Annotated in this window: 2 protein-coding genes; both read left to right on the top strand. The window is 47.1% G+C overall.

What is annotated here, in order from left to right; all coding sequences use genetic code 11:
* The first annotated feature begins 10 nt into the window (after positions 1-10).
* A complete protein-coding gene (gene ppsC, locus NYE56_RS09385; RefSeq protein WP_341283768.1) occupies positions 11-7,678 on the top strand; it encodes a plipastatin non-ribosomal peptide synthetase PpsC in 7,668 nt (2,555 codons plus the stop codon).
* Between the two features lie 25 nt (positions 7,679-7,703).
* Positions 7,704-18,503 carry a plipastatin non-ribosomal peptide synthetase PpsD gene (gene ppsD / locus NYE56_RS09380; RefSeq protein ID WP_341283767.1) on the top strand — a complete coding sequence of 3,600 codons (10,800 nt, stop codon included), beginning with the start codon at positions 7,704-7,706 and terminating at the stop codon, positions 18,501-18,503.
* The last annotated feature ends 2 nt before the right edge of the window (positions 18,504-18,505 follow it).

Raw genomic sequence — 18,505 nt, 5'->3', positions numbered from 1 at the left:
AGATTCACTGATGCCGCAGCAACCCGAAATACAGGATATATACCCTTTGTCATTTATGCAGGAAGGGATGCTTTTTCACTCATTGTATGATGAACAGTCGAGAGCTTATTTTGAACAGGCTTCTTTTACGATCCATGGACAGCTTGACTTGGAGCGTTTCCAGAAAAGTATGGATGCTGTTTTTGACAGGTACGATATCTTTCGAACAGCATTCATCTATAAAAATGTAGCCAAACCTCGTCAAGTCGTGCTCAAGCAACGTCATTGCCCTGTTCATGTTGAAGATATTTCCCATCTCAATGAAAGGGATAAAGAACATTGTACCGAGGCATTCAAAGAGCAGGATAAATCCAGGGGCTTCGATCTCCAAACGGATGTACTGATGAGAATATCTATTTTAAAATGGGCGCCTGATCATTATGTCTGTATCTGGAGCCACCATCATATTTTAATGGATGGCTGGTGTTTAGGCATCGTCATTAAAGACTTTCTCCATATTTATCAAGCGCTTGGAAAAGGGCAGTTTCCTGATTTGCCTCCCGTACAGCCGTACGGGACGTATATTGAATGGCTGATGCAGCAAGACCGGGAAGAAGCAGCTGAGTATTGGAAAAAGAGGCTTCAGCATTTCGAAAAAGCTTCGCCTCTGCCTAAAAGAACAGATCAAATGTCGGGTGGGACATTACAGCAGATCACGTTTACCATTCCTGAAAAAGAAACCTCCGAATTACAGAAAATCGCTGCAGCTTGTGGTGCGACACTTAACACTGTTTTCCAAGCTTTATGGGGAATCATGCTCCAAAAGTTCAATCGCCGCGACGATGCTGTATTTGGATCAGTTATATCAGGCAGACCTTCTGAGCTAAAAGATGTGGAAAACATGGTCGGACTTTTTATCAATACCATTCCTATTCGAATCCAAAGTGATTTTCTGTCTTTTTCTGACCTAGTCAGCAGAATGCAAAAGGACATGACTGAGGCAGAAGCTTATAGTTACTTTCCCTTATATGATATTCAGGCGCAGAGCGCTCTTAAACAAGAGCTGATTGATCATATTATCGTCTTTGAAAATACACCTACTCAACAAGAGATTGAAGAGCTGAATCAAGCTGGATCATTTGATTTCTCCGTGAAAGATTTTGAGATGGAAGAGGTAACTAATTATAGATGCAGTGTCAAAGTGATCCCAGGGCGTACTTTGTACGTTCGGATTCATTTTCATACAGGCACTTATCAACCAAATATGATGTCCGAAATAAAAGATTATTTACAGCACATGATCTCTGACGTCATCTCTGATCCATCTCTTCCTGTGTCAAAGATGACATTGCTAGATGAGGACAAAACACGGAAAATCGTTTCTCAAAATAACAGGACAGTATCTGTTTCACCTGAAGCCCCAACCCTGCATGGGCTGTTTGAGCGACAGGCGGCAGTCAAACCGGAGCGGCCAGCGATTCGCTTTTCCGGCGGTTTGCTGACATACGCTGAGCTTGACATGTACGCCAGCCGGCTGGCTGCGCACCTTGCGGCACGCGGCGTCACAAACGAAAGTATCGTCGGTGTCCTGTCTGAACGCTCACCTGACATGCTGATCGCTGTCCTTGCTGTACTGAAGGCCGGCGGGGCGTATTTGCCGCTTGATCCTGCGTATCCAAAGGAGCGGCTGAGCTACATGCTGAAAGACAGCGGGGCATCACTCTTGCTGACGCAGCCGAAATGTTCCGTACCGAACTTTTCTGGCGAAACGCTTGAAGTGGATATGACATCTCTTGAGCGTGAAGAAGTAAAACGTTATGTGTCTGCTTCTGTTAACGACGGATCTCTCGCCTATGTCATCTATACATCGGGCTCTACCGGGCAGCCGAAAGGAGTGGCCGTTGAGCACCGCCAGGCTGTTTCCTTTCTGACCGGCATGCAGCACCAGTTTCCGCTTTCGGAAGATGACATTGTCATGGTGAAAACCTCTTTTTCCTTTGATGCGTCTGTGTGGCAGCTGTTTTGGTGGGCTCTTTCAGGCGCTTCGGCGTATCTGCTTCCGCCCGGCTGGGAAAAAGACTCCGCATTGATCGTAAAAGCCATTCATCAGGAAAATGTGACAACGGCTCATTTTATTCCGGCTATGCTGAACAGCTTTCTCGATCAAGCGGAAATCGAAAGGCTGAGTGACAGGACAAGCCTGAAGCGTGTATTCGCCGGAGGTGAACCGCTTGCGCCCCGTACGGCAGCCCGTTTTGCTTCTGTATTGCCGCAGGCATCATTAATCCATGGTTACGGGCCGACAGAAGCAACGGTAGACGCGGCATTTTACGTGTTAGATCCAGAACGGGACAGGGATCGTTTGCGGATTCCGATTGGGAAGCCCGTACCTGGTGCGCGTTTGTATGTTTTAGATCCGCATTTAGCCGTACAGCCTTCCGGTGTCGCCGGCGAACTGTACATTGCCGGAGCGGGTGTTGCCAGAGGTTATTTGAATCGGCCGGCATTAACGGAGGAGCGTTTTCTTGAAGACCCGTTTTACCCGGGGGAACGCATGTACAAAACCGGGGATGTGGCGCGCTGGCTCCCTGACGGGAATGTTGAATTCCTCGGGCGCACGGATGATCAGGTGAAAATCCGCGGCTACCGGATTGAGCCGGGAGAAATTGAAGCGGCACTAAGAAGTATAGAAGGAGTAAGGGAGGCGGCCGTTACCGTACGGACAGACAGCGGCGAGCCGGAATTATGCGCTTATATAGAAGGGCTCCAAAGAAACGAAGTCCGAGCGCAGCTTGAGAGACTGTTGCCGGGCTACATGGTCCCAGCCTATATGATAGAGATGGAACAGTGGCCGGTTACGCCAAGCGGAAAGCTCGACCGAAACGCCCTGCCAGCTCCTGGCGGAGCGGCAGATGCGGAGACCTACACAGCGCCGAGAAACGTGACTGAGATGAAGCTTTCTCAGCTGTGGGAGGACGTGCTGAAAAATGGCCCTGTCGGGATTCACGACAACTTTTTTGACCGCGGGGGGCATTCCTTAAAAGCAACGGCGCTTGTCTCACGGATCGCCAAAGAATTCGATGTACAGGTGCCGCTAAAAGATGTGTTTGCCCATCCGACGGTAGAAGGACTGGCTACCGTTATCCGTGAAGGAACGGACAGTCCATATAAAGCGATAAAACCGGCTGAAAAGCAGGAAACCTATCCGGTTTCCTCTGCCCAAAAGCGGATTTATGTCCTTCAGCAGCTGGAGGACGGAGGGACAGGCTACAATATGCCGGCTGTGTTAGAGCTCAAAGGGAAGCTCAACCCTGAAAGGATGGACAGAGCTTTCAAAGAGCTGATCAAGCGCCACGAGTCGCTTCGAACCGTCTTCGAACAGGACGCAGGAGGCGATCCGGTGCAGCGCATCCATGACGAGGTGCCGTTTACGTTACAGACTACAGTTCTCGGCGCACGAACCGAAGAGGAGGCCGCAGCCGCATTTATCAAACCGTTTGATCTCAACCAAGCGCCGCTGTTCCGTGCCCAAATCGTAAAGGTATCAGATAAGCGGCACCTGTTGCTGGTTGATATGCATCACATCATTTCAGACGGTGTTTCCGTCAACATTCTGATTCGGGAATTCGGCGAGCTGTACAATAATCGGAAGCTTCCGGCGCTGCGCATTCAATATAAAGATTATGCCGTATGGCAAGAAGGATTCAAAACAGGAGACACGTACAAAACGCAGGAGGCGTACTGGCTGAAGCAGCTCGAAGGCGAGCTGCCTGTGCTGGATCTTCCGGCTGATCATACCCGCCCGCCGGTGCGAAGCTTCGCGGGTGACAAGGTCTCATTTACGCTGGATCAAGAGGTTACATCAGGCCTTCATAAGCTGGCACGAGAAAACGGAAGCACACTGTACATGGTGCTCCTTGCGGCTTACACCGCGTTCTTGTCACGCTTAAGCGGACAGGAAGATATCATCGTCGGCTCGCCAATTGCCGGCCGGCCGCACAAGGATCTTGAGCCGATACTCGGCATGTTTGTGAACACGCTGGCGCTTCGGACGCGCCCGGAGGGCGGGAAGCCATTCGTACAGTATTTGCAGGAAGTGCGTGAGACAGCTTTGGAAGCCTTTGAGCACCAAGATTACCCGTTCGAAGAGCTTGTTGATAAGCTTGAATTGACACGGGATATGAGCAGAAATCCGCTGTTTGACGTAATGTTTGTTCTTCAAAACATGGATCAGGAATCGTTGGAACTGGATGAACTTTGTCTCAAACCTGCAGCAAACAATGGGCATCAAACGTCCAAATTTGATTTAACCCTATATGCCCAGGAACAGCCCCACGGTTTGCTGACGTTCCAAATGGAGTTTAGTACTGACTTATATAAGAAAAAAACGATAGAAAAGTGGCTTCAATACTTCATCAATATGTTACTCTCCATCATCAAAGACAACAAAGCCGCTCTCGGAACAATAAATATCCTGAATGAGGATGAGACCCATTACCTTATCCACGAGCTCAATCGTACAAAAATAGATTATCCAAGAAATGAAACCATCAGCAGACTCTTTGAAATGCAGGCAGAACAAACACCTAATGCTGTAGCAATTGTCAGCGACACCCAAGTATTCACTTACGAGGACCTGAACAGCTGGGCAAATCAAATTGCCTCAGTTCTACAGATAAAGGGCGTAGGGCCTGATAGTGTTGTAGCCTTGTTGACAGGCAGAACACCAGAACTCATTGCAGGAATGCTGGGCATTCTAAAAGCCGGGGGAGCCTATCTGCCTATTGCTTCTGATCTGCCTGTTGAACGAATAGCTTATATGCTGTCAGACAGCGGGGCGGCATTACTCCTTCAATCTGAAAAAACAGAAAAACAGCTATTAGACATTGAATGTGAACAAATCATAATCGAAGATATTCAAAAGCAAGAAAAAACGAAGAACGTTGATTCTTCAGCAGGGCCACATTCACTCGCATATATCATTTATACCTCTGGATCAACCGGTAAACCAAAGGGTGTCATGATTGAGCAGCGAAGTGTAATTCGTCTTGTTAAAAACAGCAATTATATTACATTTACACCTGAAGACCGCATTCTGATGACATCATCAATCGGTTTCGACGTTGGGTCATTTGAAATTTTCGGACCGCTGCTAAATGGTGCCGCTTTGCATCTGTCCGATCAACAAACATTTCTCGATTTCCATCAGCTTAAGAGGTACATAGAACATCAAGGAATCACAACGATTTGGCTGACATCTTCTCTATTCAATCATTTGACAGAACAAAATGAACAAACATTTTCACAGCTGAAACATTTGATTATTGGCGGAGAAGCTTTGTCGCCGAGCCACGTCAATCGAATCAGAAATGTCTGCCCTGAAGTATCTATATGGAATGGATATGGCCCTACCGAAAATACAACTTTTTCGACATGCCTTCACATTCAAAAAACATATGAACTTTCCATTCCGATCGGGCGGCCGGTTGGTAATTCCACCGCTTATATCTTAAATCAATGGGGAGTGCTGCAGCCGGTCGGAGCTGTCGGTGAACTTTGTGTCGGCGGAGATGGCGTCGCCAGAGGATATTTGGGCCGTCCTGATTTAACGAAAGAGAAATTTGTCCCACATCCATTTGCACCTGGCGATCGACTGTATCGCACAGGTGATCTGGCGCGCTGGCTTCCTGATGGCACAATTGAGTACGTTGGCCGTATTGATGATCAAGTAAAAGTCAGAGGCTATCGGGTGGAGCTGGGTGAAATCGAATCAGCACTTCGTCAAATAGACGGGGTCAAAGAAGCCGCAGTGTTAGCACGTACAGCCCAGACCGGGAGCAAAGAGCTGTTTGGCTATATCAGCGTAAAAGCAGGCACGAATGCTGAACAAGTGCGTTCACTTCTCGCGCGTTCGCTGCCAAACTATATGATCCCGGCGTACATTATTGAAATGGAGACTCTCCCGCTCACATCAAACGGCAAATTGAACCGAAAAGCACTTCCTGAACCAAATTTCACATCTAAACAAACGTACGCTCCACCTCGAAATGACCTTGAAGACCAACTTGTGTTGATCTGGCAGGAGGTTCTCGGCATCCAGAGGATCGGAATAGAGGATTCGTTTTTTGAATTGGGCGGAGATTCAATCAAAGCGCTTCAAGTTTCTGCACGCCTTGGGCGCTATGGGCTAAGCTTGCAGGTAAGTGATTTATTCCGTCATCCAAAGATAAAGGACTTATCACCATTTATCCGTAAGTCAGAGAGAATCATAGAGCAAGGACCCGTTCAGGGAGACGTTCCTTGGACTCCTGTTCAGCAATGGTTTTTTTCACAAGATATTGAAGAAAGACACCATTTCAATCAGTCTGTCATGCTATTCCATTCTGGACGTTTGTCTGAAAACGCCCTTAGACCAGCCTTGAAAAAACTGGCGGAGCATCATGATGCGCTTCGGATGGTTTATCGCAACGATGATAGGCGCTGGATTCAAATCAACCAAGGCATTCATGAGTCACAGCTATACAACTTAAGAATCTCTGATCTTTCACAGTCAGAAAGCGGCTGGGAGACGAAAATCAAACAAGAAGTTGCAGATCTTCAGCAAAGCATCAATTTACAGGAAGGACCATTGTTGCACGCCGCTTTGTTTAAAACACTGACCGGAGATTACTTGTTCCTTGCGATCCATCACCTTGTCGTTGATGGTGTCTCATGGCGGATTTTGCTGGAGGATTTGTCAGCCGGATATCAACAAGCTGCTGCAGGCCAGACGATCCAGCTTCCGCCTAAAACGTATTCCTACCAGGAATACGCAAGACGCATACAGGAATATGCCCAAAGCAGTAAGCTGATTCGCGAAGAGGCGTATTGGCGAAGTGTAGAAGAACAGCAAGCCGCAGAACTGCCATATGAAATACCGCATCATCTGAACATCGACTTCAGCAAAAGGGACTCATTAAGCTTTTCACTAACTGAAGCAGACACCGCCGTCTTGCTGCAAAACGTCAATTACGCCTATGGCACAGATACACAAGATATTCTGTTAACCGCAGCATCCTTGGCGATTTGTGAATGGACAGGAGGAAGCAAGCTCCGTATCGCTATGGAAGGACACGGGAGAGAACACATTCTGCCAGAGTTAGATATCAGCAGGACGGTCGGCTGGTTTACATCCATGTACCCGGCCCTCATAAGCTTTGAAAATCATAGGGATGAGCTCGGAACCTCAGTAAAAACCGTTAAAGATACACTGGGCCGGATACCAAACAAAGGGGTAGGTTACGGTATGCTGAAATACCTTACACACCCTGAAAATAAAAGCATTACGTTTTCAAAAACACCTGAAATCAGCTTTAACTATTTGGGCCAGTTCAACGACATCGAAAGACAGGACACCTTCCGCCCATCAAGCCTTGGTAGCGGAAAGGATATCACTCATACATGGAAGCGTGAGCAAATCATCGAGATGAGCGCAATGGCAGCAGACAAAAAGCTCCATTTCAATCTTAGTTATCCGCCAGCCCGCTTTCACAGAAACACAATGGAGCAGCTTATTAACAGGATTGAACACTTTTTGCTGGACATTATGAAACACTGTGCCGGTCAACAGAAAGCAGAAAAGACACTGAGCGATTTCAGCAGTCAATCATTAACGGCAGAGGACTTGGACAGCATATCCAGCTTGGTGGAAGAATTGTAGAAAATCGTGACAGGGAGACATGAACATGACAAAAGCGAATTCAATTCAGGATATTTATCCGCTGTCTTACATGCAGGAAGGGATGCTTTTCCATTCCCTCCTGCAAAAAGATTCACAGGCGTATGTTGAGCAAGCTTCTTTTACAATAGAAGGAAAAGTCAACCCGCAGTTTTTTCAAAACAGCATCAACGCTCTTGTAGAAAGACATGATATTTTCAGAACGATTTTTATCAGCCAAAATGTTTCCTCCCCCCAGCAGGTTGTTCTGAGAGAACGAAATGTCATCGTACTGGAAGAAGACATTACTCATTTAAACGAGGCGGAGCAATCACAGTTTATCGAGCAATGGAAAGAAAAGGACCGGGACCGGGGGTTTCATTTGCAAAAGGATGTGCTCATGCGCATCGCTCTTATTCAAACAGGAGAGAGCCAGTACTCTTGCATTTGGACTTTTCATCATATCATGATGGACGGTTGGTGCCTCAGCATTGTGCTAAAGGAGTTTCTGCATATTTACGCATCTTATGTAAATGCATCCCCTATAACATTGGAGCCGGTCCAGCCATACGGAAAGTATATCAAATGGCTGATGGAGCAAGACAAAGAGCAGGCGGTTTCTTATTGGGACCATTATCTTTCCGGCCACGAACAGCAAACCGTGCTCCCGAAGCAGAAAAAAACAAAGGGAAAAAGCAGGCAGGAACACGTTACATTTTCATTCTCTAAGGAAGAAAGCAGCAGACTTTCAGAGCTTGCTGCAAGAGAAGAAGTGACACTCAGTACGATTTTTCATACCATTTGGGGCATTCTGCTTCAAAAATATAATAATAACGATGACGCCGTATTCGGTTCTGTCATTTCAGGAAGGCCTGCGGAAATCGAAGGCATTGAACATATGGTAGGTCTTTTCATTAATACGATGCCGGTTCGAGTGCAAGGGGCAAAAACGCCATTTCTTCAACTTATAAAAGATATGCAAAAAGACCGTCTTGCCGCTGAAGCGTACAGCTACCACCCTTTATATGAGATTCAATCCCGCTCAGCTGTTAAGCAAGGGCTGATTGATCATATTCTCGTATTTGAAAACTATCCGGTGCAGCAAGAGATTCAAATGCTGAACAAACAGGAACATGCTTCTGATCTTTTTCAGATTCATAATTTCACTGTCGCAGATGAAACCAACTACAGCTTTTATCTTATGGTGGCGCCAGGGGAAGAAATTCATATCAAAATGAACTATGATGCGGAGCAGCACGATCGGTCTTTTGTGCTCTCTGTCAAAGAGCATCTTCTGAATGCTGTATCACAAATCTTAAATAATCCGAAACTTCCACCTGAAGAAATCGATATCACGACAGATACTGAAAAGCGGCAGCTGATTGGAGAAATCACAGATCGAACACCAGTTTACGAAACCATCCATGCCATGTTTGAAAAGCAAGCGGAAAAGACACCAGATGCTCATGCTGTAATTGATCAAGCCTGCTCATTAACATACAAAGAACTGAATAAAGCGGCTAACAGATTGGCACGGCATTTACGAATGAAAGGCGTTGTGAGACAGGAACCCGTTGCGATTATGATGGAACGCTCTGCAGCGTTTATCACCGGCGTTCTTGGAATCTTGAAAGCAGGCGGCGCCATTGTTCCGGTTGATCCGCATTACCCGGCTGACAGAATCCGTTATATTCTGCATGATTGCGGCTGTTCGCATGTTGTTTCACAAGCGCATCTTTCCTCATCGTTAGAAGACAATTACATTATCACTCATCCAGAAGATATCGAAAGCAAAGTAGACGGCAGTAACATAAAGTCAGTCAACAATGCTGACGATCTGCTGTATATGATTTATACATCAGGCACAACAGGTAAACCAAAGGGTGTTCAATTTGAGCATCGAAACATGGCTAACTTGCTGAAGTTCGAATATACTCACTCCAGCATTGACTTTGAAGCAGATGTTCTGCAATTTGCGACACCTTCCTTCGACGTCTGCTATCAAGAAATATTTTCTGCGCTTCTGAAAGGCGGCACACTCCACATCGTGCCAGAAGCCATAAAAAGAGATGTGCCTCAGCTGTTTGCATTTATAAACAAGCATCAGACGAATATTGTGTTTCTCCCAACTGCTTTTATCAAAATGATTTTCAGCGAGCGAGAACTTGCGAACTCGTTTCCTGATGGCGTCAAACACCTGATCGCAGCCGGGGAACAATTAATGATTTCAGACCTTTTCCAAGATGTGTTGCGTGAACGCGGCATACACCTGCACAATCATTACGGACCTTCAGAAACTCATGTGGTATCTACGTATACCATTCATCCTGGAGACCCTATTCCTGAGCTTCCGCCAATCGGTAAACCGATAGGCTGTACTGATCTATATATTTTGAATCATCAAAAACAGCTTCAGCCATGCGGCGTACCAGGCGAACTCTATATTTCCGGCGCAAGTGTTGCCAGAGGATATGTTAATCACGATAAACTGACAAGCGACAAATTTTCATCCGATCCATTCAAGCCTGGTGTGATCATGTACCGGACAGGTGATTTGGCCAGACGGCTTGAAGACGGCAACATCGAATATATCGGACGGGCAGACAATCAAGTGAAAATCAGAGGTTATCGAATTGAGCCGCAAGAAATCGAAGTCACGTTAATGAATCACCCGGACATTAGTGAGGCTGCCATTCTCATCTGGCAAGATCAAAACGGTGAACATGAATTATGCGCTTACTATTGCAGTGTACAAAAGCTGAACGCAATAGATTTACGCAGTTATATGGCTAGTGAGCTCCCAGAATACATGATTCCGGCGAAATGGATATGGGTTGACAGCATACCTCTTACCCCAAATGGAAAAGTAGATTGCGCAGCACTTCCGGGGCCAGATGCTTCAATCAGCGGAAACCCATATACTGCCCCTCGAAATCTGTTAGAGGCAAAGCTTTCACAACTATTTGAAGATGTACTGAATAATGGCCATATAGGCATCCAAGACAACTTTTTTGACCATGGCGGCCACTCGTTAAAAGCAACAGTGCTTATGTCACGGATCGCAAAGGAATTCCATGTGCAAGTTTCGCTTAAGGACATCTTTGCTCATCCGACTGTTGAAGGATTAGCTTCAATCATTCGAGAGGCAGAACAAAATCCGTATGCAGCAATTGAACCAGCAGAAGAAAGGGATACATATCCTGTATCTTCGGCCCAAAAACGAATCTATGTGCTTCAACAGCTTGATGAGGGTGTCGCCTATAACATGCCCGCGGTCTTAGAACTGGAAGGTGCACTGGATGTCGCCAAACTGTCTGCTGTATGTAAAGAACTGATCAATCGGCATGAGCCGCTTCGAACTTCCTTTGTATCCGGAGCTGATGACGAGCCGGTTCAGCGTATCCACACCGAAGTGCCGTTTACGTTAAGTAAAGAGACCACTATCGAGGGATTTGTCCGTCCCTTTGATCTCAGCCAGGCGCCATTATTTAGAGCAGGCCTTATAGAAGTGTCAAACGAGAAGCATGTATTGCTGGTAGATATGCACCATATCATTTCAGATGGTGTATCCGTTCAGCTCCTAATCCGAGAATTTACCGATCTTTATGCAAACCGGCAGCTTAAGCCATTGCGGATCCAATATAAAGATTACGCCGTCTGGCAGCAGCAATTTAAAAAGGGAGACTCGTACCAAAAGCAGGAGACTTACTGGCAGCAGCAGTTTAGCGGGGACCTTCCTATACTGGAGCTTCCAACAGATAAACGACGTCCGGCAGAACGGCAATTCATAGGCGGAAAAGTAACCTTTCAATTGGACAAAGAGATCACGGCCCGCATAAAGCGGCTCGCCCATAAAAACAGAAGCACGCTTTATATGACGCTTCTCGCTTTGTATTCAGCTTTTTTGTCTCGGTTAAGCGGTCAGGATGATATCGTGATTGGTTCACCTATCGCCGGACGGCCCCATGCCGACCTTGAAGCTGTTCTTGGGATGTTCGTCAATACATTGGCTCTCCGCACACGCCCGGCGGGTAATAAGACATTTGAGGAATTTCTGAAAGAAGTCAGACAGACGGCACTAGAAGCGTATGAGCATCAGGATTACCCGTTTGAAGAGCTTGTGGACAAACTCGGTGTGCAGCGGGAAATGAGCCGGAACCCTTTGTTTGACACAACGCTAGTCCTTCAGAATATGGAACAGCAAAAGCTAAAAATGAATGATGTACAGCTTCAGTGGAACGACTTGGAGCACCCAATATCAAAATTTGATATTTCCCTATACGTTACAGAGCATGATTCCGAGCTTTTCTGTCAGTTTGAATACAGTACAGCTTTGTTTGAGAAAGAAACCATCCAAAGGTGGGCCAGCCTTTTCACCACGCTTGTGGAACATACAGCTGCCAGTCCTGAAACAGATTTGGACGATATTCCAATCTTAACAAAAGAAGAAGAGCGAGATTTCATTGAATCATGCCATCTGTTTGAGGAGACGGGCTATTCAATGAATCAAACGCTCCACTATGCACTCGAACAGCAGGCAGCAAAAACGCCTGATCAGGCGGCCGTTATCTTTGAAGATGGAGCGATGACCTATAAAGAATTGAACGAAGAGGCTAACCGTATCGCCTGGGAGCTGATCGGACGGGGGGTAAAACCCGAAACGACTGTTGCCATTATAGGAAAGCGGTCACCTGAAATGCTGCTTGGCATTTATGGCATTCTTAAAGCTGGCTGCGCTTATCTGCCCATTGACCCGGATTATCCGGAAGAACGAATCAGCTTTCTGCTGGAGGACAGCGGTACAAACATTCTCCTGCTTCAGTCTGCCGGCCTTCATGTTCCGGCATTTACAGGAGAGATTGTCTATCTCAATCAGACAAATAGCGGGCTGACACATCGTTTGTCCAATCCGAATGTGGATGTTCTCCCGCAATCTTTAGCCTATGTCATCTATACATCCGGCTCTACCGGGATGCCTAAGGGGGTTGAAATTGAACATCGATCAGCAGTGAATTTTTTGAATTCCCTACAGTCCCGCTATCAGCTAAAGCATTCAGACATGATTATGCACAAAACATCGTATTCATTCGATGCTTCAATATGGGAGCTGTTTTGGTGGCCTTATGCCGGAGCTTCTGTTTATCTGCTTCCTCAGGGAGGCGAAAAAGAACCTGAAGTGATCGTGAAGGCCATAGAAGAACAAAAGATCACAGCTATGCATTTTGTGCCTTCAATGCTCCATGCATTTTTAGAACATATAAAATATCGCTCTGTACCGATTAAGACAAACAGACTCAAGCGAGTGTTTTCTGGGGGAGAACAGCTGGGGACCCATCTTGTCTCCCGATTTCACGAGTTGCTTCCAAATGTTTCAATAACCAATTCCTATGGGCCAACGGAAGCAACCGTAGAAGCTGCATTCTTTGATTGTCCGTCGCATGAAAAACTTGAATGGATCCCAATTGGAAAACCTGTTCATCATGTTAGATTATATATCCTGAATCAGAATCAGCGGATGCTGCCTGTTGGATGTATCGGTGAACTATACATTGCCGGAGCGGGTGTTGCCAGAGGTTATTTGAATCGGCCGGCATTAACGGAGGAGCGTTTTCTTGAAGACCCGTTTTACCCGGGTGAACGCATGTACAAAACAGGGGATGTGGCGCGCTGGCTCCCTGACGGGAATGTTGAATTCCTCGGGCGCACGGATGATCAGGTGAAAATCCGCGGCTACCGGATTGAGCCGGGAGAAATTGAAGCGGCACTAAGAAGCATAGAAGGTGTAAGAGAAGCGGCCGTTACCGTACGGACAGACAGCGGCGAGCCGGAATTATGCGCTTATGTAGAAAGGCTCCAAAGAAACGAAGTGCGGGCACAGCTTGAGAGACTGTTGCCGGGCTACATGGTCCCAGCCTATATGATAGAGATGGAACAGTGGCCGGTTACGCCAAGCGGAAAGCTCGACCGAAACGCCCTGCCAGCTCCTGGCGGAGCGGCAGATGCGGAGACCTACACGGCGCCGAGAAACGTGACTGAGATGAAGCTTTCTCAGCTGTGGGAGGACGTGCTGAAAAATGGCCCTGTCGGGATTCACGACAACTTTTTTGACCGCGGGGGACATTCCTTAAAAGCAACGGCGCTTGTCTCACGGATCGCCAAAGAATTCGATGTACAGGTGCCGCTAAAAGATGTGTTTGCCCATCCGACGGTAGAAGGACTGGCTACCGTTATCCGTGAAGGAACGGACAGTCCATATGAAGCGATTAAGCCCGCTGAAAAACAGGAAACCTATCCGGTTTCCTCTGCCCAAAAGCGGATTTATGTCCTTCAGCATCTGGAGGACGGTGGGACAGGCTACAATATGCCGGCTGTATTAGAGCTCGAAGGGAAGCTGGATCCTGAAAGGATGGACAGAGCTTTCAAAGAGCTGATCAAGCGCCACGAGTCGCTTCGGACCTCCTTCGAACAGGACGCAGGAGGCGATCCGGTGCAGCGCATCCATGACGAGGTGCCGTTTACGTTACAGACTACAGTTCTCGGCGCACGAACCGAACAGGAGGCCGCAGCTGCATTTATCAAACCGTTTGATCTCAGCCAAGCGCCGCTGTTCCGTGCCCAAATCGTAAAGGTATCAGATGAGCGGCACCTGTTGCTGGTTGATATGCATCACATCATTTCAGACGGTGTTTCCGTCAACATTCTGATTCGGGAATTCGGCGAGCTGTACAATAATCGGAATCTTCCGGCACTGCGCATTCAATATAAAGATTATGCCGTATGGCAAGAAGGATTTAAAACAGGAGATGCGTACAAAACGCAAGAGGCGTACTGGCTGAAGCAGCTCGAGGGCGAGCTGCCTGTGCTGGATCTTCCTGCTGATCATGCCCGCCCGCCGGTGCGAAGCTTCGCGGGTGACAAGGTCTCATTTACCCTGGATCCAGAGGTTGCATCAGGCCTTCACAAGCTGGCACGAGAAAACGGAAGCACACTGTACATGGTGCTCCTTGCGGCTTACACCGCGTTCTTGTCACGCTTAAGCGGACAGGAAGATATCATCGTCGGCACGCCAATTGCCGGCCGGCCGCACAAGGATCTTGAGCCGATACTCGGCATGTTTGTGAACACGCTGGCGCTTCGGACACGCCCGGAGGGCGGGAAGCCGTTTGTACAGTATTTGCAGGAAGTGCGTGAGACAGCATTGGAAGCCTTTGAGCACCAGGATTACCCGTTCGAAGAGCTTGTCGATAAGCTTGAATTGACACGGGATATGAGCCGGAATCCAGTGTTTGATGCGATGTTAGTTGTTCAAAATAATGATTACGAGCCATTGCATCTTCATGATTTGCAAATGAAGCCGGCACAAGTTTCTCATCTCGTTTCTAAATTCGATTTGACACTACAGGCATCTGAGGGCGACGGAAACATTCATTTCCTTTTTGAATATTCAACCGCATTGTTCGAGAAAACCACCATTGAACGCTGGGCATCGCATTTAACAAATGTACTTAGCATCATCGGTAAAAACCCGGAGGTGACACTCAACCATATCGAAATCCTGACCCAAGAAGAGCGGCACCAGCTGCTTAATGAGTTTAACACCGGGCAGGCGAATCAATACGGAGTTCAAACAATCAGTCAATTGTTTGAGCAGCAAGCCGCACGAACACCAAAAGCTTCTGCACTTGTCAGCGGAGACAAAACACTGACGTATCAAGAGTTGGACGAGTGGTCCAATGGAATCGCACGTGCATTGCGCAGCCGAGGTGTTAAGCCGGACACACCAGTAGGCATCATGATGAATCGTTCGTTCAGTATGATAGCATCCATACTTGGTGTGTGGAAAGCCGGAGGCTGTTACGTTCCCATTGATCCTGAATACCCGACAGAACGGAAACGCTATATCCTCAGCGACAGCGGAACGAAACTGCTGATGACAATAAATGAAGCGGATCGGGGAGTACTTGCTGACTTTGAAGGAGAGATCTTGACGATAGAAAACGTAGAGGCAGACGATAAATCGCCGCTGCCGCAAATGTCGTCTGCCCATCATTTGGCTTATATCATCTATACCTCTGGAACGACGGGCCGTCCAAAAGGGGTAATGGTCGAGCATAAAGGTATTGCCAACACTCTTCAGTGGCGGCGAAACGCTTATGCATTCAACGAGACAGATACCATCCTGCAGCTCTTTTCTTTCTCATTTGACGGCTTTTTAACTAGTATGTTCACACCGCTTTTGTCAGGTGCAAAAGCCGTTTTGCTTCATGAAGAGGAAGCGAAGGATATTCTGGCCATTAAGCATCAGCTGTCTCGTCAACGGATTACACATATGATTATTGTGCCTGTTTTATATCGAGCGCTTTTGGACGTAGTGCAGCCGGAAGATGTAAAGACACTTAGAGTCGTCACACTGGCGGGAGAAGCGGCTGACCGCGAATTGATCGACCGCAGCTTAGCTATATGTCCGCATACCGAACTCGCCAACGAATATGGACCGACAGAAAACAGCGTGGCGACTACCGTCATGAGACATATGGAAAAGCAGGCATACGTAAGCATCGGCCAGCCGATTGACGGGACTCAAGTGCTGATTTTAAATAGCAATCATCAGCTTCAGCCAATCGGTGTTGCGGGAGAGCTTTGTATAGCAGGAACAGGGCTTGCAAGAGGGTACGTCAATCTTCCAGAACTGACAGAGAGAGCATTCACGCAGAATCCATTTAAACCCGAAACACGAATGTACCGAACAGGAGACGCCGCCAGATGGATGGCCGACGGTACACTCGAATATCTCGGAAGAATCGATGATCAAGTCAAAATCAGAGGATACCGTGTAGAAACGAAAGAAATTGAATCGGTCATCCGGTGTATAAAGGGTGTAAAAGACGCCGCAGTAGTTGCTCATGTAACAGCGTCAGGACAAACCGAATTAAGTGCTTATGTGGTGACAAAACCAGAGTTGAGCACAAATGCTGTACGCTCAGAATTACAAAACAAGCTGCCGGTGTTTATGCACCCTGCGTTTATTGAAAAACTGGACTCACTTCCATTGTCACCAAACGGCAAGCTGGATCGCGGAGCACTTCCAAAACCTGTATACAACCACGAAGGTGAACGTCCATTCCTCCCGCCAGCCAGCAAAATGGAACAAATACTGGCAGATATATGGAAAGAAGTACTGGGGGCAGAAAAGATCGGAACAGCTGATTCGTTCTTTGAACTTGGCGGAGATTCAATCAAAGCGTTACAGGTATCTGCGCGGCTTCACCGGATAGGCAAGCAAATGGCAGTGAAAGATTTGTTTAGCCATCCGACCATTCAAGAATTGGCAGCTTATATCCATGATTCAGATACAAGTTCCAGCCAAGCTGCGGTTGAGGGAGACGTACAATGGTCGCCTGTTCAAAAATGGTTTCTTTCTCAAGATATAAAAGAAAAACACCATTTTAATCAGTCCGTAATGCTGCATCGAAGCACCTCTGTACAAGAAGACGCACTGCGAAAAACGTTAAAAGCAATAACGTGTCATCATGATGCGCTGCGAATGGTGTTTACACAGAATGAACAAGGAAAGTGGGATCAATATAATCGGCCGCTCAGTCATTCGGACGACGCGTTGTACGGCCTTCAGATGATTGATTTATGCCCTGATGGAAATAGACCGTATGAACCTCTTATCAAGCGCCATGTACTTGATATTCAGCAGAAAATGGATTTGAAGAATGGTCCGCTGCTGCAAGCCGGTCTTTTCCACACAATTGACGGTGATTTCTTATTTTTATCGGCTCATCACCTCGTCGTTGACGGCATCTCATGGCGGGTTCTGCTTGAAGATTTGGCTTTAGGGTATCGCCAAGCTGCAGGCGGGGAAGAGATTCAGCTGCCTCCTAAAACAAGCTCATTTAAAGCGTACACGAAAAAGCTCTCTGACTACGCTGAAAGTCAGCAGCTAATGAAACAGCTCAAGTATTGGCGCGAAGCCGAAGAGTATCAAACAGAGGCATTGCCTTTTGATCACATTGATGGAACTAGAGCACACGAGGGACAACGGTCCACGATCTCGTTTACCCTCAACGAGAAAGAGACAGCAGCACTCTTAAAAGACGCCAACAGCGCATATAACACTGATACGCAGGACATGCTGCTCGCTTCTGTCATTCTTGCGCTGCGCCATTGGACCAATCAATCCGCCTTCAAACTATCATTAGAGGGCCACGGGCGAGAGGATGTATTAGAAGGAATAGATGTGAGCCGGACGGTTGGATGGTTTACCGCCATTTATCCGTTATTGGTTAAATTGAACGCAGACTTGCCAGATTCGGAAGAATACATGGTTCATGTGCTAAAAACAACAAAAGATACACTGAGACGTGTACCTGACAAAGGATTCGGCTACGGTGTCATCAAATATTTGACGCCGCCTGGCAAAAAAGACATCGATTTCACAGGTGCGCCAGAAATCAGCTTTAATTATCTTGGTCAATTTGAAAGCGGCAGCACAGCTGAAGTACCTGAGGAGGACGCCTTCTCATTCTCTCCGCTTGGTGCCGGGGGTGATATCAGCACAACATGGAACCGTGAACAGTCGCTGGATATCAGCGCAATCGCTGCAGAAGGAAAATTGACTGTCAATATGACTTATGACAATGCCCGCTTTCAGCGCAAAACCATCGAACAGCTTAGTGAAACATGCCGTCAATTTTTATTACAGCTGATCGAACACTGCCAGAACAAAAGCGAAACAGAAAAGACGATCAGCGATTATGATGATCAAGAACTGACCGAGGACGCGCTGCAAGAGATTGCTGATATGCTCAGTTTTCACTAATG

The sequence above is a fragment of the Bacillus sp. FSL R5-0603 genome (genome assembly GCF_038050295.1).
In the GTDB taxonomy this organism is placed as follows: domain Bacteria; phylum Bacillota; class Bacilli; order Bacillales; family Bacillaceae; genus Bacillus; species Bacillus subtilis.
The sequence above is the reverse complement of the archived record's forward strand: the minus strand, read 5'-3'. Positions and strand labels throughout refer to the sequence as shown.

What these genes read in the sequence shown, in the direction of transcription:
- ppsC (WP_341283768.1), top strand. Translation starts at nt 11, where the DNA reads ATGCCGCAGCAACCCGAAATACAGGATATATACCCTTTGTCATTTATG.
- ppsD (WP_341283767.1), top strand. Translation starts at nt 7,704, where the DNA reads ATGACAAAAGCGAATTCAATTCAGGATATTTATCCGCTGTCTTACATG.